Here is a 22,826-nt window from a genome sequence, read left to right as displayed (position 1 = left end):
GAGTAAAGCCTCCTTAGAAACCTTTATACGGGTTGGGATCGAAGCCTGACAGCGTTTCCATAAACTCGTCAATGATCTTCGGAAGTTTGTTGTACTCGTCTATGGCCAACTGATGCACGGAAATCCGTTCCGGTTCCAGGGCGAGCCGCTGGAGCGTTTCAGAGATCTTGCTCATTCTGTATTCGGCAAGTTCGCTTCCCTTTACGAAGTGGCACTGGTAATCGTCACCATACTTGCAACCGATCAGCATGATGCCGTCAATGCCTTTGGACAAGGCATCGGCGATCCACACCATGTTGATATTGCCCAAGCACCTCAGAGGGATGAACCTGACGTGTGGACTGTATTCAAGGCGGTTCATACCAGCCATATCGACCACCGGATATGCGTCGTTCTCACAGATGAATACGACTACCCGAGGTTTCTCGGAATACTCATCAGGTACGTCGATAATCTTCACCATGGATCCGATCATGTCCACGGAGTGGTCTCTGAACGAGATCAAGCGCTCAGGGCAGGAGCCCATGCAGATTGCGCATCTGCGGCAACGAGTCGGGTTCGGCAACGGAGTGCCGTCCGGTTTCTCATCGTATGCACCGAAAGGACATTCTTCTGTGCATCGTTTGCACTGGGTGCAGCGCTGAAGGAAAATCTGAGGAAAGGACTCGTCCCCTGCCCTGGGTGAAACCGCTTTGCCTTGAGCAGTTAGCTCCGCACATTGGATCGCCTTCAAAGCTGCGCCCGCGGCATCCATCTCACAAGTGAGAAAATCCATCGGGTTCTTGACGCATCCTGCAGTATAGATGCCGGTCCGCTGCGTTTCATACGGGAAACAGATGAAGTGGGAATCGTTAAAACCGTATACGTTCTCGGGCATAAATGGGCCCTGGCGGTATTTCAGGTTTACAATGGCGGAATCCTTCGTTACCGGCACCATTCCGGTGGCGAGAACGAGGAGATCCACCTTGACCTTCATGTATTCGCCGAGGAGCGTATCCTTGAGTTCGACAGTCAGTGCAGAACCGCCGTTGGAGACGCCAACTGGGGTTCCCTTTGACAGAAATACTCCGGGGTCGTCCTGCATTGCCTGATAGAATTTCTCGTACTGCCCGGGTGTCCGCATATTTTCATAGAAAATGTACGCTCGGCTTTCCGGATTGGTCTGACGCAGGTAATGCGCTTGCTTCAGAGCGACCAATGACGCTACCGAGGAGCTGAACAGGAGAGGATGATCCGCCTTCTGATTGGGCGTATCGATAAAGGCGATAGTGTTGACCTCTTTGCCGTCGGAAGGCCGTTTGATCTTACCATTCTTGGCAAGCTCTTCGAGTTCCACGCTGGTGATAACGTCCGGATACTCACCATATCCCAGTTCCGCGAATGCGGAAGCATCTTCGGGTCTCCAGCCTGCCGCGAGAACCACTGCACCAACTTGGATTTTTTCATGAGGGAAATCCGTGGGTTCCGGTGCTTCTTCTTCCGCCGGAGTCTCCGCGGCGGCAGCAGCTTTAGGCTTCTGCTCCTCTTCCTGGCCGATTGCCTCCTTCGCTTTCTTAGCCGCGAGCCATTCGTTCTGTTCTCTGACAAGACGATCGATCCAGGGACCGTCCTCTCTGATCGTCACGTCAAACATTCCGGGCGAGCCAGCAATGCTGTACACGCGATGCCCGGTGAACACTTTGATATTGCTGTTGGCTTTGACTGCAGCGATCTTGTCCTGCACGGGAGAATCCACGATGGAGTCGTACGGCGCTTGACCGGTGAACACTTTATGATACTTGGTGGCCCATCCACCCAGTTGAGGCTCTTTTTCCACCAAATACACCTGTGTTCCGGCACGAGCTGCTTCGAGAGCTGCGGTCATTCCGGTGATGCCGCCGCCGATTACGAGGATCGATTTCTCGTTTGCTTCGTCGAAAGGAGCACGGTCTTCGTATTTGTTCAGCTTGGTGACACCCATGCGCATGTAGTCTTCCGCAAGCATCTGGGTATCTTCATCATTGGCTGGGTGTGACCAGATAACCTGCTCCCGAAGATTGATGCGTTCGGTAATGACTCCTTCGAACCTGAACGCTTCCTGAAAAACACGAGGCGAGGCACCTGCTACGATGATCGCATTTACGCCCTCGTTCGCTATGTCGTTCTTGATGATCTCCAGCTTGTCCGGATCGCTCCAGTAAGCTTCAGCTCTGCAGATAGGCACTTTCATCTCTTTCGTTGCGACTTTGGAAAGAGATTCGATGTCGAGGGCTTCGCCTATTCCGTAACCTGTATCAATGTAAACTCCGATTTTGAGGTCCATGGATTCTTACCTCCCCACCGTGTCTTGAAGTGCTTTGAGAGCGGCACCGGTTGCATCCTGAAGACACGTGCCCACGTCCATGGGCCTCTTGGATACGCCTGTTGCGTGTATGCCTTCATCCGATATGACAAAACCGAATTCATCGTACTTCACATTTTGAGCCGGAATCTTTTCCAGGCTGGTGTTCGGTTGCATGCCAGTGGCGAGGACAGCCATATCAAAGGTACGGCGAATCTTCTGGCCGGAGAGGATGTCTTCTCCTTCCAGGATTACGTTTTTGGTAACGGGGTCTTCAGTAATGGAAACGATTTTTCCCTTTGTCAGAAGAATCTTGTCGTCGTTTCTCACTCTATCGAAGAAAAACTCGAACCGTCCATACGCCCTCAGGTCGATGTAGAATATATGAGCCTGCGCTTCAGGATTATAATCACGCAGGTAAGTTGCCTGTTTCAGTGATGCCAGACAGCATATTGACGAGCAGTAAGGCAGATGATTACGATCTCGCGATCCTGCACACTGCACGAAGGCGATGCTATTTACTTTCTTTCCGTCTGAAGGTCTGAGGATTTCACCCTTTGTAGGTCCTGACGGAGCTGCGAGCCTCTCCATCATCACATTAGTGATGACGTTGGCGCAGGTTCCGAAACCGAGTTTTGTCAGCTTCTTGGCGTCGTAAGGTCGCCAGCCGGTTGCCCACACAACGGAGCTGACATCCAGATCGAATGTTTCAGGTGCTGCATCGAGATTGAAGCGGATACCCTTTGCATTACAGGCTTCCATGAACTCTGCCACTCCCGGTTGACCTTTTGCTTTGAGTAGTGCATCTCTATCAGCCACCAGGTTCATAGGGTATGCCATTTCATACGGAAGGGACACCGCTTTTGTCTTGTCCATTCCGTAATTGAACTCGTTCGTGATCTCTACAGGACAGTCTTCAACGCATTTCGAGGTTGCGGTGTGATCTTCCACGTATCGTGGAGTTACTTTGATAGTGGCCTTATAATTTCCTGCTGTGCCGGAAATATTTACGACCTCGGCACGGGTGTATACCGTAATATCCGGGTTACGCCGTATTCTTTTATAATTGATCTCCAGGCCGCACGTGGGAGGACACAGCTTCGGAAAGTACTTGTTCAACTGGGCAACTCTGCCCCCCAGGTAAGGCAGCTTCTCCACAAGAATGACTTTGCAACCAACCTCGGCTGCCTCCACTGCCGCCGTAATTCCGCTAATTCCGCCTCCAACGACCAGTACGGTCTTGTCTCCAGCCATGTTTCCTCCCTGAAAAGGGCTATGAGGGGACCGGAAAAACAGTCCCCTCACGAGGTTTTCTTTCGAATTGTGGTAATGAAACTCCGGGCTCACACAATGGTGGGCCCGGAGTTTTCAAGGTCAGTTGTTAGGATCAGTCAACTATTGTGAGAATAGGAACCTTTTTGAATTCCCAGTTTCCACCCTTGAAAGAGCAGTTCACGAAGCATTTCCAGTCAGCTTCATTCATCGTGGGATAGTCGCTTCTGAAATAGTAACCAGGCCATCTGGTCTCCTGGCGGAACAGGATGGTTCTCACGTGAGTCTCAGCCTGCCACATTCTCTGAATGTTCTCATGGCATCTCATGAGTTCGTGCAGATCCTGGGCAGCCAGTTTCTCGGAGTCTTCCTTGAGCCAGCCGAGGAGTTCGAGGGCTCTGTTCAACTTGGCTTCGTTGGTCTTGAAACCGGCGGTCACGCCTGCTGCGTACTCATCCATGATTTTCTGCAGACGGAACATGAACATTTTCGGTTTCATGAACTCGGGGTTGATATCGGGATCGCTGGACTTTCCACCGAATTCGGTGAAGAGATCGATCGGTTTCAGGGTCTTTGCTTTCAGATCGGCAACCTGAGCGGCGTCAACGTTCGGAAGGGTGTTGTTGTCCATCACGAAACGCACCATGGACTTGCCAGCCGCACGGCCTTCAGCATGGGAGCCGGAGGAGAACTTGTGGCTGGAAGCGCCGGAAGCGTCACCTGCGCAGAACAGGCCCTTCACGGTTGACATATATTCATAACCCCAGAAATAATCTGCCGGGGCAAGATCTTTCGGACCGCTGACCCATGCACCGGATGCGCCGGAGTGGGAGCCGATGAAATAAGGCTCGGCGGCTGCGATTTCAGAGGATTTCTCTTCGGGCTGAACGTTCGTTCCGGCCCAGAGAATGGCCTGGGAAATCGTCATGTCGAGGAAGTCTTCCCATGCTTCGGCTTCAAGCTCTTTCATCTTCTTCTTGAAGGCCTTGGGATCGTCAGCATACTGATTGGCTATCTTTTGGATGGCTTCTTCAGTTCTCATGTAGATGGGGCCTTTGCCTTCGAACTCATCCAGCATGCCCAAGTAGTTACGCAGGTTGGCGGGGATGGGTTTGGCCAGGCCGTAGGGTGCCCAGTTCTCGAGTTCCGGTTTGCGCTCCACCATGTACTCGCCGCCCATTGCGTTGGTTGCACGGGATTTGAACAGGAGGAACCATGCGCCGACCGGTCCGTACGCGTCCTTGAAACGGACGGGGATGAAACGGACTTCCTGACAGGTCTGCTCTGCGCCGGCCATCAGTGTGAAATACAGGCTGGAGCCGGAGTTCCAGGGGGGATACCATGCACGGCCGAGGCCTTCGCCTGCGCTTCTGGGCTTGAACACGTGAACCGCGCCGCCCATGGCTGCCAACACGGCTTTGGCCTTGAATACATAGAATTTCTCTTCACGAGTGCTGAATCCAACTGCACCTGCGATGCGGTCGCCATCCAACAGAGGATAGGTAATGAATACGCGCTCGAAGTACTCGCCACCGTTCTGTGCGAGAGCGTTCTTCGCCGCTTCGGCAACGATAACTTTGTAGGATTCGCCGTTGATCATGAGCTGCCAACGACCTTCGTGGACATACTTGCCATCTGCATCCAACCAGATCGGCAGACCCCATTTTTCGAACAGATGGACTGAGGAATCGACGTGACGGGCTATGTCATAAACCAGGTCGTCGCGGGCAACACCCATAAGGTCGGTGCGCACGTAGCGAACATAGTCTTCACAGGTGTTGTTTCCGCTATTGATATCCACATACTGGTTGATGGCCGAAAGGCCCATTGCAACTGCGCCGGAGCGGTCCATAGCGGCTTTGTCAACCAAGGTGACCTTCAGGCCATTCTTGTTTGCCCAGTAGGAGGCTTCGACTGCCGCGCCGCATGCAGCCATGCCGCCGCCGCACAAAAGGATATCAGTGGTAACTTCGATAGTTTCAAAATTCGCCATATCTTAATACCTCCAGAGGATTACTTCTTCACCGTGGGCAACGCATCCAGCTTGAGTGCTGTCGGCTCATTGTACAAACATTGGCTGGCCAGATCAGGAGTGACCTCACCGAAACCGCCATCGGGTTTTGCCGATCCTTCAGGAGTGGTCCGGATGGGGAACTTGAACCGTTTGATCATTCCACTGCGGAATTTGACCGTCCACATGATATCTTCAGAACCTCGTAGAGGAACAACTGAAGCGCCCATAGGCACGAAGTCTGCGTAACCTCTCACGTCAATTGCCTGTTGCGGACAAATTTTCACGCAGTTGTAGCACTCCCAGCACATTTCAGGAGCCCTATTCCAGGCTTTCATTTTTTCCTTATCCAGCACCATCAAGTCATTCGGGCAGATGTACATGCAAGCAGTCTTATCCTGACCCTTGCATCCATCACATTTCTCCAAAATTACATAACTTGGCATGAACCAACCTCCTGATGAGTTTGAGCTTTGTTTGTGAGTCTTTATAAACTCCATGTCACACTGCGCCGCTAGGCGCTACGGTGTTGTGAAGCCTCCTCCTTTCTCTCCTGGTCACAGAGATAAACGCGTGACCCTTCAGGCTGCGAGTCTGTTAAGACTCGTACCTGGACGGAACCGTCACGTTTTGCCTCCACCGTCAAAACGTCTTTTCCGCGGTTTGCGGCCCTAGTAAAAAAGAGTCGCACCTCGAATTCACCTTCCAAGAAAACGTCACTATTCAAAACCATTCGCGATTATTAATGATTTGCAGTAATATTAAGACTCTCTCCGGCCGTCCCGCTAACGTCCGAAGCCCGTGCCGAAACACGTATGGGAATGTCAAATTCAATCAAATCCTGCCGAAGATGTCAAGACCTTTTTCTTCATACACTTGCGAAATTTTCTCATGAAATTCGTCATGTACATCCTTGTGTGAAATTCGCGCCTATGGTAAATTCAAAGATTGTGCCCTTAGCAATTCCAAGGAGTTCCTCATGGCCCTTTTGGGAAGAAATGATCCCTGCCCCTGCGGCAGTGGATTAAAATACAAAAAATGTTGTCTCGCAAGAGAAAACTCTCCTCATCAGGAGGCGGACAGCGCCGAACAGATTCGGTCGACAGCATTCAAAGAAATGTCCCTGGAGAACTGGAATCAGGCTATCGATTTGTTCAACTCGATATTGGATAGTGCTCGAGATCCCCATGTCCTGCTGGAAGCTATAGCTTCCTGTTACGATGGGCTGGAAGAATATCTCCTGGCCGCAGAATATTATGAAAAGGCCCTCGCTGTGGCTCCGGAATCCCGGTTCTTCGATCTTCATTATATGCTGGGAATATCCCGCGCGTGCGGGGAACGGCCCGAAAAGGGAGCCGAGGCTTTTCGACAGTGCCTCGAGATGACTCAAGACCTGCAACGGAAACAGCACCTGACGCAAATACTTCGGGCCCTCGAAGAAATTCAGGCAGGAACCCGGGAAAAACACACGTTTGTGGTGAACGTCCAGCTTCAGCGGGCATTTTCCGACATGGAGGCTGACAAGTACGACTTTGCAGCGCAGAGACTCGAACGGGCGCAGAGGATAGAACCGGACAACCCGGTTATCAGCTACAATCTCGGTGTGGCTTACACGTTCTTGAAAAGGGAAGACGAGGCCCTGGCACAATTCCAGAAAACCGTGGATATCAATCCTGCGTACGTGCAAGCCTGGTATAACATGGGTCAAATCTGTATGATTAAAAGGAGAGACTTTTCAAAAGCGCTCCATTGCTTCGATCGAGCCACCGCTATTCGGCCGGATTATGTAAGTGCTCATCACCAGAAGGGTATCGTGTTTGAACTTATGGGAGACACCCAAAAGGCAATGGAATGCTGGAAAAAGACTCTCGAGCTCGATCCGGAAAACAAACAAGCCCTCGATAATATAAAACGAGTCGGATCGTCCGAGGATGCAGGAACAGAAGCCCAATAACTGCCAAAGTGCAATCGGAAACCAAGGAAGCAGCGAATCCGTATCAGTGCGGAACAATGGAAAGGAATCTTTATGAAATTAAAGGATCAGACGAGCAGTCAGGATCGACTTATGACATGGGACGATTCGTTCTGCTTCAAATGTTACCCCGGTGTCGACTGTTTCAACAAATGCTGCGGGAATGTAACGATTTTCCTGACTCCAATAGATGTTATGCGCATGAGGAAGGCCCTCGGAATAACGTCCGAGGAATTTCTCGAACGCCATACCCATCGCTTGATTTCCCATAATACTGGTTTGCCTGCAGTGGTTCTCAGGATGAACGAGAATGAAGGAAAGACCTGTCCGTTTGTTACCGAAGAAGGCTGTTCTATATACCAGGATCGGCCTTATTCCTGCCGTCTGTTCCCTCTGGACACGGCAAACGGAGTGGAGTACAAATTCATCGCCAAGCCGGAAACCTGCCATGGTCTGGCGGAATCGGAAACATGGACCGTTGAAAGATGGAGAAAAGAACAGGACTTACGCTATTATGACGATCCGGACCATAATCTGAAAGATATAATGGCCGCAGACCAGGTCTGGGAAGAACCAATCGCTGACCCAAGAATGCAGGACATGTTCTTGATGGCCCTTTACGATCTGGACAGATTCAGGGAATTTATTTTCAAGAGCAGCTTTCTACAAAAATTCAAAATTGACGATGATATTCTGGAGAAGATCCGCGAAGACGACTTGTCGCTCCTGTACTTCGGGATGCAATGGTTGAGATTCGTACTGTTCGGACAAAAAGGATTTCTCAAAATCGATAAGGAATACCTGGAAAAGAAGAAACGAGAAGTCCTTGGATCCCAAGGGTAAGAAAATGAAACGTATGCTCCTTTGTGCCATCTTGCTGTTGTTCTCAGTCGGAACAGTCTTTGCCGCATCGGACGCTTCGATTGACAGGTTCATTCAAGAACTGAAGAGTAACGACTCTGCGGTAAGAGCCAAAGCGGCCCATGAACTGGGTTGTGGGTGAAACCGTCCTGCGAGGGCGGTTCCGCCTCTCATTGAAGCCCTGAAAGACCCTGAGCCTAAAGTCAGAGCAATGGCTGCAGAATCCCTCGGCAATTTTTCCCGCGATGGGGCATCTGCTCTCGATCCTCTCATGGAACGTCTCTCAGACGAGAGCATTGAGGTACGCCGTCTCGCCGTTCTCTCTCTAGGTCGATTGGGAAAGGGTCGTCCAAAAGTTGAAGATGCTCTCAAGCACATATCCTCCGATCCCGATCCACTTATCAAGCTGAACGCCCTCGTGGCATTGGCCACGCTGGGACATATGGACGAGTCTTCCATTCCTATTCTCCTGGAAGCCATCAACAATAAACAAGAAGCGACTGCAAAGGCTGCAGGAATCGCTCTGACCAAAGTTGCAGTGGAAAAGCCCGATAATGTACTGCCTGGACTCATTGAGTTGCTCGACAAAAAGGAAAATCCGGGAATTATCAACTCGCTTCGGATTCTGACGCACATGAAAAATCATGCTGCTCCTGCCGTTCAGAAGGTTGCCGCTCTGTACGATGGAGCAAAGCAGCCTGAGAAAATAGAAATTGTTGACACACTGAGCGCTATCGATACGACCGGAGACTATGCCATTCCTGTTTTGATGAAAGCCTTGAAAGAGCCCGACCCACTGGATCGAGAAGATGCATTGACAATGCTTATGCGGTACAAATCCCGTGCAGATCTGTTCATAGATGGACTGCTCGGGGCCCTGAACGATCCGGAGACGAAAAACCGGATGCTCGCTGTGGGGATTGTTCGAGGACTCGGTCAAGAGCCGGACAAAGTTGTCCCGCAGTTGGTTCCTCTTTGCGCAGATCCCGACTTACGCGTTCGCAGTGCGGCCATAAGCGCCATCAGCTCATTCAAGAAGGTTCCTCCCTCCGGAGTGGATGCTATTGAAAAATCTTTGAATGATGCTGACTTTAGAGTCCGTGCCGCGGCAGCCACGGCTCTGGCCAGAATAAGCATTCTCGACCGGGAAAAGGCTTTTGCTGCTCTTCAGAGTGCTCTTGACAAAGAAACCAATCAGCAAGCCAAAAGAGAAATCTTATCGGCACTGAACGTAATGCGAAGGAATACTTCTCAAAGTACCCATTGATTGCTCGTGCATAATTCAGCCTGGAATGTTTGCGGTTTCCATATAAGCGGACCGAAGTCTGGATTTCCATAGGAATAGAGCATGACAGAAAAGCAGAATTCTGAAGTCAGGTTCCTCATGGGCAACGAAGCAATCGCCCGCGGAGCTATCGAGGCGGGATGCAGCGTTGCAGCAGCTTACCCGGGAACACCCTCTTCTGAGGTACTCGAATCCCTGGTTCGGTGGAAAAAGGTGCTGAATCATCCCATCTACCTGGAATGGTCGGTAAATGAGAAGATCGCCTTTGAAGTCGCTTACGGATCGTCACTAGCCGGAGCCCGATCCATGGCCGCGATGAAAATGGTCGGATTGAATGTTGCTTCCGACCCGTTCCTTAGTGCGGCCTATCTCGGGGTACGGGGCGGTCTGGTCGTGGTTGTTGCTGACGACCCCGGCCCACATTCCAGTCAGACCGAACAGGACAGCCGTTTCTTCGGATGGTTCGCCAAAGTCCCCGTGCTGGATCCGGGAACTCCTGCAGAAGCACTTACCATGATGATCCAGGCCTTTGAGCTGTCCGAAAGGTACCAGGTTCCGGTATTGCTTCGGCCGTGCCTGCGAGTCTGCCATGCTCGTCAGAACGTTGCACTCAACGTGCCCGGGGCTATTGGCGATGTCGGGCCGTTCAAACGCAATTGGACGCGGTGGGCTGCGATTCCGCGTTATCGACTGGTCCTCCACGGAGAATTAAACGAAAAACTCGCGACAATCGTGCGGGATGAACCTGGGAGCGTGCCTTCGCTGATTCTGGGCAATGCTTCCGCTTCCATAGCCCTGATTACTTCAGGCTCGGTTTCTTCCCATGTGCGCGACATCGTGGCGTCCGATCCTGAATACGGTGATATTGCAGTGTACAAAGTCGATATGCCGTTCCCTGCCAATACGGAAGCTCTCCAGGACATCGTAGACAGTCATGCCAAAACTCTTGTCATTGAAGAAACGTATCCCGTGCTGGAACTCCAGATTCGGAATCGGACGAAAGTTACGGGGAGAATGTCGGGCGATGTCCCTCCACAGGGTGAGCTGACTCCTGAAGCAGTGGAAGACATCCTCGTCAAGACGTTGGACAAACCAGCGCCAACCAGATTGAGTCCTGCAATTAAACCCAGGCGACCGTCTCTGTGCCCGGGATGTCCTCACAGACCGGCTTTCTACATGATCAAAGAGGTGTTCGATAAATCCGTGTACGCTGGAGACATCGGATGCTACACGCTTGGCATCAATATGGGCGTAGTCGACACCTGTTTGTGCATGGGCGCATCAATCGGTATGGCAGGCGGTCTGTTCAGAGCCCCGCTGGAGGAAAACTCTTTCAGAGTGGTATCCACGATCGGAGATTCCACATTCTTCCACGCAGGTGTCCCAGCCTTGATTAATGCCGTCCATACTCGCGCTTCGTTCGTGCTGGTCATCATGGACAACGCAGTCACGGCCATGACCGGCGGTCAACCGCCCCCCGCCACAGCTACGCTGGCCGACGGCTCGCCTGCTGTGCCTATCAGTTTGGAACGACTTGTTCACGGCTGTGGAGTCGATTTTGTCGAGGTGGTGGATCCGTACGATCACGCGCAGCTCAGAGAGACGCTGCAAAAGGCACGAAACTACACTTTTGAAGAAGCACGGGGAGTTTCTGTGGTGATAGCGAGACGCCCCTGTGTAATGTCTTCCCTTGCAGAGCCCTCGTCACTGCGATTTGAGGTTGGGGAGGAATGCGATCTCTGTATGAGCTGCATCAAGGATCTGGAGTGCCCGGCCTTCAAGTTTGTCAAAGAACCGGAAAAGCGCATGACCATAGATGTGGATTTGTGCGCTGGATGCGGATTCTGCGTGAATACGTGTCCGTCCCATGCAGTAAAGGTCAAAGGAGCATGAAATGGCAGAATTGATACTCTGCGGCAGAGGCGGACAAGGCATCGTTTTCTTGACTCGGCTCCTCGGTGATATAGCATCGGCCAGAGGATTGAACGTGATTTCTTCGGAAACCCACGGGATGGCGGTCCGAGGAGGCTCTATCAACAGTCATCTGAGAATCGGAGCATTTTCCTCTCCGCTCATCCGGAATGGTCATGCAGACTTTCTGCTCTCCCTGGACGCTACCGAAACGGAGAACAACAAACATTACCTGAAGCCCCAGGGCGTCATTGTGGAGAATAGTCCCCTATCGAGCGAAAATGGTGTGCTTCGCGTGGATGCGGCACGCCTGGCACGGGAATTCGGACGTGTCCAACTGGAAAACGTCGTGTTATTGGGGTTTGCGAGCATGATCGAAGAATTCCCCATCCAATCGGATGAGATAAAGGACCGACTTGCCCTTCACCCCAACGAACGGGTGCGTGCAATGAACCTCATTGCGCTGGACGCAGGGGCTAAAGCAGGTTTGGCGAGACGGTGCTGACGTTCCGAGTCCCGGGAAAAACCTTTTTGGTATTCGCTTTCGAAGCGTTCTGAAAAGGCAGTTCCGAGCCAGCGGAAAAGACCGGGACGATATCTGACGTTAGCCCCTTGACCGCTCATCCGAAAAGTTTTAACCTGTCGTGGAAAACCTGACAGGAGGAAATGTGGGGATCGAGGAAGTACTGCTAGGCCTAGCGGATCGGATACTGGATTTCGACGAGGCTTCTCTGGCTCAGCTTCAAGAAAAGTATCTCAAGAAAGTTTCTGAGTTTTCTCCCACAAGAGACTGGGAGCGAGCCATTGTCGTGTACTTTCTGATCAACTCTGTGCGAGTGAAGAATAAGATTTTTAACGAGAAGGTCAAAGGCTCGGGTCCGCCGGAGCCGACCAAGCCAACAAAAAGCCTCCTAAAAGTGGTGAAATAAAGCTAACTCTATGAGCAATTTCCCTTCTTTTTGTGTATACCTCTAGAATTTGGGTATTTTTAGGAAATACAAGCGGTCCATTTTGTTCTTGATTACTCTATGCAAAAAACGTATAATAAAAATGCACTATTGTGGGTGGTTCGTGTCAATGGTGACAACTGTTTTGAGAAGAGCGCAACAGCGACGCTTCTCTTGTTCCGTTGACGGACTGCTTTCCCGGAAAGGAGATTCGCAATGCGACGCAAATATATGGCCCTGGTAGGTGCTGCCCTTGGTTTGGGGCTTCTCGTTGCGCCGGCCTTTGCACAGTGGTCTACAAGTTACGGCTCAGGGCAAAGCACCTTGATGCAATCACCCAGCGGTCAATTCGAAGGTCAGAATCCTTATTACTATCCGTATTGGCATACCTATTTGGATAGCATGCAGCGGGAGGGAGGATATCACTCGGTTACGGGCAATTACGGCAATTCCGTTCCCATAACCAGCTATTATCCGGCCTCACAGAATAGCGAAGCGACTTCTCCGCAGACTACTGCCATGTATTACAATCCTTCGGATTACTATTCCCAGCAACAGGCTCAGCCAGCGCAGACGTACCAGAGTCAATACCCTGCTCAGCAGTATTATCAGACAACGCCGCAAGCTCAGGCGCAGCAGTATTATCAGACGGCGCCGGCGTCTCAGACTCAGCCCCAGTCCACCAAGAAGAGACGCCTGAGCATGAAGCAGCAAAAGGCCCAGCAGCAGGCTGCGCAGGCCTACGAGCAGCAACAGGCCCAGGGTTACGATCAGCAGGCGTACCAACAGCAATTGGCCGCATACCAGCAGTATCAGCAGCAACAGCAGGCGTACCAACAATACCAGCAGCAACAACAAGGATACCAACAGCAACAGCAGGGATATCAGCAACCTGGAGCATATGGGGCCGCGCAGCAGGTAGCCGAGCAACCGGGTCAACAGGGCGGTTTGAGTAGCGATCCAATGGTACAGCAGGCTCAGCAGAAAGCCTACGAAAGGGCGGTTGCTCGACAGAGAGCTGCCGAATTGTCTGCACAACAACAAGCTGCCGCTCAGGAGTTGCAGCAGGCAATGCAGCAGATGGAGACGGCTCAGCAGCGAGTGCGTAGTCAGGAGCAAAAGCAAAAGGCACTGCAGCAGGAGTATCATCAAAAAGCCGTAGCGGAAGCTTACGAGGCTCTCAAGCACGCACAGAATCGTTATTACGATCTCATGGGAACAGGCGGCGAGGCAGCCAGGCCTTCACAGGCAGGTTATCAGGCTCGCCAGGCGTCTGTCCAACAGCAGCAGTATCAGCAGGCAGTTCCTCAGGGATACGGACAACCTCAGCAGGCGCAACAATATGGACAGGCTGGAGCTACTCCTTCCCCTGCACAGCCTCAATATTACGGTCAGGCGGGTCAGACGCCGGGACTGCCTCAACAGCAGCAATATTCCGCGGCTCAGGGGATGCCGACCAGTCCTCAAATCATCAATCCTTCTCAGGGTCGGCCCGGTCAGGCAACTCCGCTCCAGATAATGCCGCAACAGCAACAACAGCAGCAACCGCAACAGGAAGGCGGCGGATTATGGGCTACGCTCAAAGAGATCTTTTCTCCCCCGCCAAATACCGGCCCCTCTCCAAGAGCGATGTTTGACCGCAATAAAAGCCGTTTTGACGAAATGTGAGAGCAACCGTTCGGAAATAAAAAATCCGGCACATTACGCCGGATTTTTTATTTCGAAACAGGACTGCAAGAATGGATTCTCATACGGACTTGCAGTCAAGATATTTCTCATTAAGGCGGTCACACGGACCTACACGGCAGGTCCGTGGCACCCAAGATTGACATTCGGGCACGGATACAGGGGTGCCACTGACCTGCGGAGCCAGGTCAGTGCAGTTATAGTCAGTGCCAAAAATTCTGTCGTTTATCTCTCGTGTGAATTACAGGATATTGGTAGGGACCGGCGTCCCTGCCGGTCCATTCTATCGATATCATTGATCATATTGAAGGTGTGCCGGCACGGAGGCACGGCACCCACCAATATTCCTAACTCTTCAATCGGTCACCAATTTTGACAACTGCTATAGCATCTTGAATGTAAAATTCCCATGAAAGTCCCGAGCTACACAGCAAGGGTTTGAGGTTTTCTTATGTTCATGGTTGATCTCCATTCGAGAAAGCCGGCAAGTTTAAGAAGATTCCCATGCGTGGTCTCCGAAAGGAGCCGACAGTTTGTTGTGCCAGCCGGCGATTGGTCATGTTGGTATTCGAGCTCACGGCTTCAGTTTGCGTTTCGACTTTGATGCGCTTCTAAGTGAATATAGGTGCTTGGGCTGTTGCTGCCGGTTGATCCAGGGGTACGAGTTCGTACCCAATGAGAGACGCTTGCCAGGTAAGGTATTTTATCTTGGCCTCTCGGTTTCTTTCGAGCAGGTAAGTCTCTCCGAGATCTTTGAAATGTACTCCGTATTTGAGTACATGGTAAATGGTTTTAAGGATTTTGTGGGCTACTGCGATTATGGCCTTTTTGGCCCCCAAGCGCGCTTTCAGGGCGTAATATTTGGCCCGGTAGTAGGATCCTCGTGCCTTGATTGCCGGCCAGGCTACTTCAACCATGATGGTTTTTAGGTGGTTCTTTTTGACAGGGCTCTTGCCACTGAATCGCTTGCCACCGCTTTGGTTGTTTCCGGGAGAGAGGCCACACCAGGAAGCGAGGGCATGGGCGGTGGGGAACTCAGTCAGGGTTGGGCCTATCTCGGCCAATATGGCATGGGAGGAAACCGCGCCTACACCGGGAATCTCTTCGAGCCGCCGGATCGCTTCCTGAGCGTCTCTCATTACTTCCTTGATACGGGATTCAAGGATAGAGATTTGGGTCTCTAGGTTTTCGATCGTGTTGAGCAAAAGAGACAACAGGAACCGGTGATGGGCCTCGAAGAAGCCTTGGACAGAGCGATGGAGCTCCGCTGCCTTGTCTTGCAGCGATCCTCTCAGACAATTTTCAACCTCGGAAATCGTAGGGGAATTGTCGCCTGAGATTAAGAGTTTCATGAGGTTGCGGCCCGTTGCGCCGAACAGGTCGGATACCACGGAATCGATTTTAATGTTTGACTGTTGAAAGAGCTTGTGAACGCGGCGTTGGAAATCCCCGAGGTCTTCTTTGTAGTTTCTTCTCATTCGGGTCAAATCACGCCACTGTCTTTGATGTTTCGGAGGAATAAAGGCGGCCTTGAGCAGGCCGTGACGCAAGAGTCCGGCTAGCCATCTGCTGTCGCTGATGTCGGTCTTATGGCCTGGAACATTTCTCATGTGTCGGGCATTCACCAAGATAACCTTGACGGAATCTTCAAGGACGTTATGAACAGGAGTCCAATATGGTCCTGTACTCTCCATCGCAATTACAGGACACTCTCGTTCCAGGAGCCATTCCTTGAGTTTGATAAGGTCATCTGTGAATGTTTGGAACTCACGCATTTCGGATTGCTCTGTACCGGAACTGTCTGAATACAACAGACACGCTGACACGGAATTTTTGTGGACGTCCAATCCGCACGATATCTCGTGCACGACTGATATGGTAGTGTTATTCTGGTTTCTTGAGGGCATGACACGCCTCCTAGTGTTGTTTGATTTCATCTCATACTAGGCAGGTAGCCATGCTCTCATCTCAGTTCAAGGGACTTTCATCCTTCGTTGTGGCGCTCTTCGCCATGGGAGTTGGTATCAATGCCATCCTCCCCCCCCAAAAAAAACAGGGCCGTAAGGACCCTGCTCTTAAGAATTGAGAAAACATCTCATCTGTACGTCTTTTGGATCATCTCATTGAGGAATCGTTCGGGATCTCCGATCGCCTCCTCTGGAATCGTGAATTCTTTCTGGCCGGTTCTCTCCATAACGAGCTTGAGTCCGTGATGATAATTCTGGAAGATTTTTCTGCACACTATCAATGCTTCTTCCGAACCGTTCAGCACGAGTCTTACAAGCTCCCTTAGTGCCTCGTCAGAGAACCGAATCTTCAAATTATACATCTTCTCGAACTCTCGTTCGAATTCCTGGATTTCCTGCTCGATGTGCAGGTACCGTTTGTACATCGTTTCCGGGGATACGCCTTGCCTTACGGCCGCATCCACCATGGCTTCCAGCGCCCAACCTGTGAGGATTTTGCCGAAGTGATGCTCGAATTCCTGATGACGTTTCTGCAACTCTGTCAGGAGTTCCGCTTTTTCTACCCGGTCGATTTCGTCAAACTCGGTTGTTCGTGAAGGGTGAAGCTCGTTCTCAACGATTTCTTCCAACATTTCTTTCGGACGTTCCACAAGTTCTTCACTGACCGTAAACCTGTTCACATCCACAGAGGGAAGAATTCGCTCGTATCCCACCAACACCCGTTCCACGACGCTGATCAGCGAGCGGGCGCCGGTTTTCTCCGTATGAGCCATATTGGCAAGGCGCCTCAATGCCCCATCAGAGAACCGAATGTCAATGCCATACGATTTGAAGTCTTGCTTCTTTGCCGTCACAACAGACGAGTACCGATTCTTGAGGATCTTGTAGAGATCCTGTTCATCCAGTTCTTCCAAGACTGCTATTACAGGAATTCGACCTATGAACTCGGATTCAAACCCAAACTCGATAAGATCTTCTGCTTTGACTTCCCTGAGCAGCTTGGACTTATCTTCCTTCTCTTTCAGCGCTGCCCCGAAACCGAGGCCCTTTCGCGATAACCGCCTCGAGACAATCTCGTCCAATCCATTGAACGCGCCGGATACAATGAACAGGATATCACGAGTATTTATTGTCCTTTTGAGGCGTTTTCCTGTTTTCTGGAAATGCGATGCAGCTTCCATGAGGGAGACCGGATCATGCGCAACTTTGAGATCCACCTCGGTTTCTTCCATGGGTTTCAGAAGATTTCGCTGCACGCCGCTCCGCGAAACATCCAATCCAATCACGTTTCCGGACGATGCTATTTTATCGATTTCGTCAACATAGATGATTCCGTACTTGGCCTTTTCTATATCACCGTCGGCTTCTTGCACAAGATCACGAACAAGGTCCTCCACGTCACCACCGACGTATCCTGTTTCACTGAACTTCGTAGCATCGCCTTTTACAAAGGGTACACCAAGTTTGCGAGCAATTAATTTGATCAAGTATGTTTTGCCCACACCGGTCGGGCCGATCAATATAATATTGTTCTTAATTCGTCCTATTCCTTCACGGTCCTCCAGTCCGCCGTGCTCGTGATAGTAACGAATACGATTGAAATGCGTGCATATTTTGGTTGCAAGTATTTCTTTGGCAGCATCCTGACGAATAACGAACCTATCGAGGTATTCGTGCAGCTCCGCCGGTTTCATATCGAACCGAATGGGACTCGTATCACCCGTGGTGACAGTGGTACCGCCACCGAACTCTTCTGCTCCGGGCCAAGGCCCTATCTGAGTCCCCATAACTCGAATTCGATTGCCGTACTTATTTGCGAGGAATTCATTGATCTCCCGTTCGATCTCTTTCGGATCCGGAAGATTTGTTCCTTTTGTTTCATCATACTCATTCATCCGTCAAAGCCTTTCCAAGACCGACACTTTTCTGTTCTGTAAGATTTAACAGGTAATTTACTTCTCTTTGGCCATAGGTCAATACTCCTGGATTCTTCGCTCCGAGAAATCATCTCTCCAACGTGTGCTGCAAGAATTTCCGAGCCGTACTCGAAAACCGGCAAACACAGCTTGAGAGTCCGACCCGTCGGGACGATTATGTAAAATCCTATATCTTAAGAGAACATGGTCTGCCAAAAAGTTTCTCTCAAGACAACGTAATATGTGGCGAGCACGCCTTCACCAGGTCTCCTCCGCTGAACCTCTCCAGACAAAGGTTTGATCCAGGTACTCATGTGGTTTGAAGCGCGCCTTGTAATTCATTGCTTTACAGTCAGCCACAAAAAATCCCAAGTAATAGAAAGGAATGTTGAGTTGAAGTGCGAATAGAATCTCCTGAATAGCAGCAAACGTCCCGAGGCTCCTGTTTGCAAGATCCGGGTCGAAGAACATGTATACGCTGGAAAGCGATCTGGAGCAGACATCTACCAACCCTGCTCCGATGAGCCGAAGTCCGAGACGATATTCAAATTCGACAGTATGTACCGGAGAGGCATAGAGCGATTTGCGCACAGACGTGAATGAATCGGCTCCAGTCGCGGCGTGTCGTGAGTGAAGATAATACTGGTACAAGCGATACTTGTTCCTGGAAAACCTGGGAGCATCTATGGAGACCGTGACGTCAAGATTCTTGCGCAAAATCCTCCTCAAGGATTTACTGAGACGGAACTCTTTCAGGACTACTCTGATCGACCGACACTCCAAACAAGAGCTGCACATAGGACGATAGAAATAATTGCCCGATCTCCTGAATCCGATGTCCATGAAATCGTGATACAATTCAGGAGGAAACGCTTCGGCTGCGAATACCTGCTCGACAGCATCCATACCGGGCCTGTACGGGCACGAATGAGCTTCGCTTGTTACGAGAAAGTCCAACTCAACAGGCCCGTAGAACGGCGAAACTGTCCAGGAGACGCCCCGCTGACCGTGCATAATGCGAGAATCTGCTTGAGTCACTGAATGATTCCTTGGCGGAAGAAACGCAAACATAGAGTCGCTCACAATTTTTTGAGCAACTGATTTGCTGCAGTCAGCATGGGATCCCATACCGGCGAAAAAGGAGGAGCATACGCCAGGTCGCAGCCAAAGAATTCCCGAACAGTCATTGATGCATGCAGCGCTACGGCAAGCGCATTTATTCTGTGAGCGGCTCCTTCCTTTCCAATCATGCTGGCGCCCAGAAGCCTTCCTGTCTTTTTGTCAGCGACCAAATGCACGTGAATCGTTGTAGCGCCCGGATGAGCGTGCGCCCGAGACGATGATTGTATTATGTTTTCTACGGGATCGAAGCCGGCATTCAGCGCTTCCTCAAAACTCAGACCGGTCCGAGCCACTTCCAGATCGAGCACCTTGAAAACTGCTGTTCCGACGATGTCAGGGATGTCGGAAGCACGGCCCGTAATGTTATCCGCTACTGCCCAACCTCCCCTATTCGCTCTCAATGCGAGAGGAATCCATACTCTCTGCCCGGTAACTTGATGAAAGGCATCCGCGCAGTCACCCACAGCGTAGATATCCGGGTCGCTCGTCCGCAGATAGCGATCTACTGCAATGGAAAACCCGGGCCCCAAAACCAGGCCTGCATCCGCGGCCAGTTCGGAATTCGGTACCACGCCTACTGCTAACACCACCAGGTCTACTACGGTCTCACTGTCAGAATAGAAGATCTTAAGACGATCGTGGTGACTTTCAATACGTGTCACGCTCGTTTCCAACTTGACCTTCACTTCGTGAGTTTCCAGTTCCGTCCGGATCAGATCATCCATTGCTTTCGGTAACCATGGGAGGAAAGAATCTCGAATCTCCACGAGTTGAACATGCATGCCTCGCTCGCAGAGGGCCTCTACCATTTCAAGACCGATGTAGCCCCCGCCGATGATGACGGCACTCCTGACATTATGTGAGTCAATGTATGATTTGATTCTGCGACCGTCTTCGAGCGATCTGAGGACCTTGACTCCGGGAAGATCTATGCCCGGGATCGGAAGCATTTTCGGGCGCGAACCCGTTGCAATGAGAAGCTTGTCATAGGCAATCTGGAATCTGTTGCTGTGCGCATCGGTACCGGAAACGGTCTTGTTTTGTCGGTCGATCCGATCGACCTTGTGCCCGGTTCTGAGGTCTATGCCTTGCTTTCCTCTGAAAACCGCCGCAGTCCGTACCACGAGATCGTTCATCTCACGATCCGGATCCGCTATGTTGTAGGGCATTCCGCAGGCTGAATAAGACACATCCTCGCTTTGCTCCAGGACGATGACTTCCAAATCCGGATTATTACGCTTAGCCTTGGATGCAGCACTCATCCCTGCCGCATCACCGCCTATGACGACGAATCTCATAAATCCTCCTCAAGGCAACAACAGCCTCACTGAAAACAGAAACCTAGTACGAGTATAGGGGAAAGACAATGGGCTGGAAAGTTAAAACGCGTACACGTCCGTTGTCGGGGGCACCCACCTGTCCACGGGGTAGAGAAGATCTCCTCCTGTGATTATGATACCACTGACTTTCTAAATCCCCTCCCCCCATCGGCGCTAAAAATACCAATCCTCCTAGGATGTGCTGAGCAAAGCGAACCACATCGTTGATGCCGGAACGTCTGAATGGCTATCATTGCGATGACATGTCTCCTAGCGTCGCACCTCCGTGGGTAATTGAAGGAACACTCCAGCGCAAACCCTTCAGTTAAGCATGGGGAGAGGTTTCTTCAGCCTCGAAGGGGCTGCCCAACAGTAGCCGTGGGTGCAAACCCACGGAAGCGGAACGGCATATCCTTTGTCTTCATGACCCTGAAAGGGTCCACCAATGACATTTGGGAATCATTGCCTGTTGGTCGACCCTTTCAGGGTCGTTGAACTATGTTTATGGACATCGCGCTGTCCACGGGTTGACGAAACTGTCTCAAAACTCCATTTTGGGCTCGCGATTTGCCAAGAGATGTACTAGAAAGGAGAGGAATTCAACAACCACGAGGCTGTCATGGGCAAACAGATCCGGGCCGATTACGAACAGATCTTGATGTTTCCGCCGTCAGTGGAAGACTGGGTGGCTAAGGATCACCCGGCGCGCTTTATCCGAGATTTCGTGGATTCCTTGGATCTGTCCGAGTTGGGAATCGAGGTTCCCGACAGCGATACAGGACGTCCTCCGTATGCGCCAGATCTTCTGTTGAAGGTGTGGCTTTTCGGATACTTCAATCGGATCAGGAGTACCCGTAAGCTTGAAAAGGGTTGCCTTGAGAATATGGGGCTGATTTGGCTGACGGGGATGAATGCTCCGGATCATAATTCCTTATGGCGATTCTTCAAGGCGAACAAGAAATCATTGAGGCATCTGTTCAGACAGTCGATTCGTGTTGCTCTGAAGGCCGATCTGATCGGTCTAGCTCTTCATGCCGTGGACGGGACCAAGATCCAAGCCGTCTCATCCAACGACAAGGCTCGGGGTCGTGAGCACCTGGAGAGGTTTCTGGAAAGTGTTTCGGAGAGATTGGACCGCACGATTGCCGATGCGATGACTGAGATAGAGAGAGCCGAGCGGGAAGAGACCGGTGAGTATCGCCTTCCGCAGTCCATGCAAGACGGATTGAAACGGAAACAGCGGATACAAGAGGCTCTGAAGGAGTTGGATGAATCGGACAAGAAGTCAGTTCACCCTTCGGAACCGGAAGCTCGCTTTATGAAGAATCGCCGGACCAAAGACTTGTCGTACAACGCTCAGGCGGTTGCCGACCAAAAGAGCGGCCTTATCGTGGCCGCAGATGTGGTCACGGATGGGGCCGACAACGGGCAATTGGTCCCCATGCTCGACAAGGTGAAAGAGAATCTGGGCGCTGTGGCAGAGGAAAATGTGGCGGACGGGGGATATTTTTCCTCAGGGCAGATAGGTCTGGCCCATGAGCGAGAATACGGCATTCTTATCGGGAAATCGTCAGGGGAAATTGTTTCCGAGAGAGGTGCGGATGAGGATCTCTATCACCGATCCCGGTTCGTCTTTGATCAGGAGCGTGATTGCTTCATATGCCCTGAAGGGCGCTTGTTGCCTTTTCATCAGCGGAAAATTAACGGCAAGAACCACAATGAGGTTCGCAGGTATCACTGCAAGGATTTTCTAACGTGTCCCAATCGCTGGAAATGCTCCAAGAGCAAGAACGGACGCCTCATAGACCTCAGCGTTTACGAGGCGGCCCTAGAACGACACCGCAGCAAGAGGGAAAAACCAGAGAACAAAGAGCGCCTGAAGACTCGAAAGAAGATTATCGAGCCACCGTTTGCCTGGATCAAGAGCGCATTAAGCTTTCGGCGATGGACCGTGGCCGGAATCGACAACGTAAAGGCCCAGTGGGACCTTATTTGCACGACCATAAATCTCAGGAAGCTCTACCACCATTGGGTATCCGGCGAGGTGGCATTCACGTAAGCAGCCGGAGGGAGACCATGACCTTATAACGGACAGTACACTCGGATCGAACCTCGCCTGATCTTCACTTGACGGGACTGCTTTTTTCCCAGAAGCAGGTCCTCCCGTCCGGCTTGCGTGATTCGCCGCAGTGCGCAGGTTTTGAGACGCTTTCTGACACCCGTGGCTACTATTGGGC

17 protein-coding genes are annotated in these 22,826 nt (G+C 51.4%); 9 read left to right on the top strand and 8 right to left on the bottom strand.

From position 1 onward, the window contains the following. Nucleotides 1-13: 13 nt before the first annotated feature. The 4 genes from DESTI_RS07215 to aprB all read right to left on the bottom strand — a co-directional run bounded on the left by DESTI_RS07215 (nt 14) and on the right by aprB (nt 6,049). On the bottom strand, nt 14-2,302 hold the full coding sequence (locus tag DESTI_RS07215; RefSeq protein WP_014809305.1) for an FAD-dependent oxidoreductase: 2,289 nt from the start codon (nt 2,300-2,302) through the stop codon (nt 14-16). 6 nt (nt 2,303-2,308) lie between these two features. Further along, nucleotides 2,309-3,574, bottom strand: coding sequence for a CoB--CoM heterodisulfide reductase iron-sulfur subunit A family protein (locus DESTI_RS07210; protein ID WP_014809304.1), 1,266 nt, complete (start codon nt 3,572-3,574; stop codon nt 2,309-2,311). A 133-nt stretch (nt 3,575-3,707) separates the two neighbouring features. Next, on the bottom strand, nt 3,708-5,585 hold the full coding sequence (gene aprA, locus DESTI_RS07205; protein ID WP_014809303.1) for an adenylyl-sulfate reductase subunit alpha: 1,878 nt from the start codon (nt 5,583-5,585) through the stop codon (nt 3,708-3,710). Between the two features lie 20 nt (nt 5,586-5,605). Beyond that, the gene (gene aprB / locus DESTI_RS07200; RefSeq protein WP_014809302.1) at nt 5,606-6,049 is read right to left on the bottom strand and encodes an adenylyl-sulfate reductase subunit beta; all 444 of its coding nucleotides are present in this window, start codon (nt 6,047-6,049) and stop codon (nt 5,606-5,608) included. Between the two features lie 533 nt (nt 6,050-6,582). On the opposite strand from aprB, the gene DESTI_RS07190 reads away from it, so the two are divergent. The 8 genes from DESTI_RS07190 to DESTI_RS30640 all read left to right on the top strand — a co-directional run bounded on the left by DESTI_RS07190 (nt 6,583) and on the right by DESTI_RS30640 (nt 14,247). Then, nucleotides 6,583-7,557, top strand: a complete 975-nt coding sequence (locus tag DESTI_RS07190; RefSeq protein ID WP_014809301.1) for a tetratricopeptide repeat protein — start codon at nt 6,583-6,585, stop codon at nt 7,555-7,557. 72 nt (nt 7,558-7,629) lie between these two features. Next, a complete protein-coding gene (locus DESTI_RS07185; RefSeq protein ID WP_014809300.1) occupies nt 7,630-8,418 on the top strand; it encodes a YkgJ family cysteine cluster protein in 789 nt (262 codons plus the stop codon). A 4-nt stretch (nt 8,419-8,422) separates the two neighbouring features. Continuing rightward, nucleotides 8,423-8,578 (top strand): hypothetical protein, encoded by a 156-nt coding sequence (locus DESTI_RS30645; protein ID WP_157212115.1) that lies wholly within the window; start codon nt 8,423-8,425, stop codon nt 8,576-8,578. Nucleotides 8,579-8,608: 30 nt separating this feature from the next. After that, nucleotides 8,609-9,703: a HEAT repeat domain-containing protein gene (locus tag DESTI_RS07180; protein WP_083846656.1), complete on the top strand. Its 1,095-nt coding sequence runs from the start codon at nt 8,609-8,611 to the stop codon at nt 9,701-9,703. Nucleotides 9,704-9,784: 81 nt separating this feature from the next. Continuing rightward, a complete protein-coding gene (locus tag DESTI_RS07175) occupies nt 9,785-11,614 on the top strand; it encodes a thiamine pyrophosphate-dependent enzyme (protein WP_014809297.1) in 1,830 nt (609 codons plus the stop codon). Between the two features lies 1 nt (nt 11,615). Further along, nucleotides 11,616-12,137 (top strand): 2-oxoacid:acceptor oxidoreductase family protein, encoded by a 522-nt coding sequence (locus tag DESTI_RS07170; RefSeq protein ID WP_014809296.1) that lies wholly within the window; start codon nt 11,616-11,618, stop codon nt 12,135-12,137. A gap of 163 nt (nt 12,138-12,300) precedes the next feature. Further along, nucleotides 12,301-12,561 carry a hypothetical protein gene (locus DESTI_RS07165; RefSeq protein ID WP_014809295.1) on the top strand — a complete coding sequence of 87 codons (261 nt, stop codon included), beginning with the start codon at nt 12,301-12,303 and terminating at the stop codon, nt 12,559-12,561. 234 nt (nt 12,562-12,795) lie between these two features. Then, nucleotides 12,796-14,247, top strand: coding sequence for a hypothetical protein (locus DESTI_RS30640; protein WP_014809294.1), 1,452 nt, complete (start codon nt 12,796-12,798; stop codon nt 14,245-14,247). A gap of 629 nt (nt 14,248-14,876) precedes the next feature. Here DESTI_RS30640 and DESTI_RS07150 read toward each other — a convergent pair. The 4 genes from DESTI_RS07150 to DESTI_RS07135 form a co-directional block, all read right to left on the bottom strand. Continuing rightward, entirely contained in the window at nt 14,877-16,172 is a 1,296-nt protein-coding gene (locus DESTI_RS07150) for an IS110 family RNA-guided transposase (protein ID WP_014808525.1), read from the bottom strand. A gap of 188 nt (nt 16,173-16,360) precedes the next feature. Continuing rightward, a complete protein-coding gene (locus tag DESTI_RS07145) occupies nt 16,361-18,127 on the bottom strand; it encodes an AAA family ATPase (RefSeq protein WP_014809292.1) in 1,767 nt (588 codons plus the stop codon). Between the two features lie 279 nt (nt 18,128-18,406). Then, on the bottom strand, nt 18,407-19,186 hold the full coding sequence (locus DESTI_RS07140; RefSeq protein WP_157212114.1) for an arginyltransferase: 780 nt from the start codon (nt 19,184-19,186) through the stop codon (nt 18,407-18,409). Between the two features lie 41 nt (nt 19,187-19,227). Continuing rightward, on the bottom strand, nt 19,228-20,568 hold the full coding sequence (locus tag DESTI_RS07135) for an FAD-dependent oxidoreductase (RefSeq protein ID WP_014809290.1): 1,341 nt from the start codon (nt 20,566-20,568) through the stop codon (nt 19,228-19,230). A 640-nt stretch (nt 20,569-21,208) separates the two neighbouring features. Here DESTI_RS07135 and DESTI_RS07130 point away from each other — a divergent pair. Then, nucleotides 21,209-22,648 (top strand): IS1182 family transposase, encoded by a 1,440-nt coding sequence (locus DESTI_RS07130; RefSeq protein WP_014808019.1) that lies wholly within the window; start codon nt 21,209-21,211, stop codon nt 22,646-22,648. Nucleotides 22,649-22,826: the final 178 nt, after the last annotated feature.

Source organism: Desulfomonile tiedjei DSM 6799 (assembly GCF_000266945.1).
GTDB classification, from domain to species: domain Bacteria; phylum Desulfobacterota; class Desulfomonilia; order Desulfomonilales; family Desulfomonilaceae; genus Desulfomonile; species Desulfomonile tiedjei.
This window is presented reverse-complemented; position numbering and strand designations above follow the sequence as displayed.

Coding starts and splice junctions, on each gene's coding strand:
- DESTI_RS07215 (WP_014809305.1), bottom strand. CDS start 2,302: ATGGACCTCAAAATCGGAGTTTACATTGATACAGGTTACGGAATAGGC.
- DESTI_RS07210 (WP_014809304.1), bottom strand. CDS start 3,574: ATGGCTGGAGACAAGACCGTACTGGTCGTTGGAGGCGGAATTAGCGGA.
- aprA (WP_014809303.1), bottom strand. CDS start 5,585: ATGGCGAATTTTGAAACTATCGAAGTTACCACTGATATCCTTTTGTGC.
- aprB (WP_014809302.1), bottom strand. CDS start 6,049: ATGCCAAGTTATGTAATTTTGGAGAAATGTGATGGATGCAAGGGTCAG.
- DESTI_RS07190 (WP_014809301.1), top strand. CDS start 6,583: ATGGCCCTTTTGGGAAGAAATGATCCCTGCCCCTGCGGCAGTGGATTA.
- DESTI_RS07185 (WP_014809300.1), top strand. CDS start 7,630: ATGAAATTAAAGGATCAGACGAGCAGTCAGGATCGACTTATGACATGG.
- DESTI_RS30645 (WP_157212115.1), top strand. CDS start 8,423: ATGAAACGTATGCTCCTTTGTGCCATCTTGCTGTTGTTCTCAGTCGGA.
- DESTI_RS07175 (WP_014809297.1), top strand. CDS start 9,785: ATGACAGAAAAGCAGAATTCTGAAGTCAGGTTCCTCATGGGCAACGAA.
- DESTI_RS07170 (WP_014809296.1), top strand. CDS start 11,616: ATGGCAGAATTGATACTCTGCGGCAGAGGCGGACAAGGCATCGTTTTC.
- DESTI_RS30640 (WP_014809294.1), top strand. CDS start 12,796: ATGCGACGCAAATATATGGCCCTGGTAGGTGCTGCCCTTGGTTTGGGG.
- DESTI_RS07150 (WP_014808525.1), bottom strand. CDS start 16,172: ATGCCCTCAAGAAACCAGAATAACACTACCATATCAGTCGTGCACGAG.
- DESTI_RS07145 (WP_014809292.1), bottom strand. CDS start 18,127: ATGAATGAGTATGATGAAACAAAAGGAACAAATCTTCCGGATCCGAAA.
- DESTI_RS07135 (WP_014809290.1), bottom strand. CDS start 20,568: ATGAGATTCGTCGTCATAGGCGGTGATGCGGCAGGGATGAGTGCTGCA.
- DESTI_RS07130 (WP_014808019.1), top strand. CDS start 21,209: ATGGGCAAACAGATCCGGGCCGATTACGAACAGATCTTGATGTTTCCG.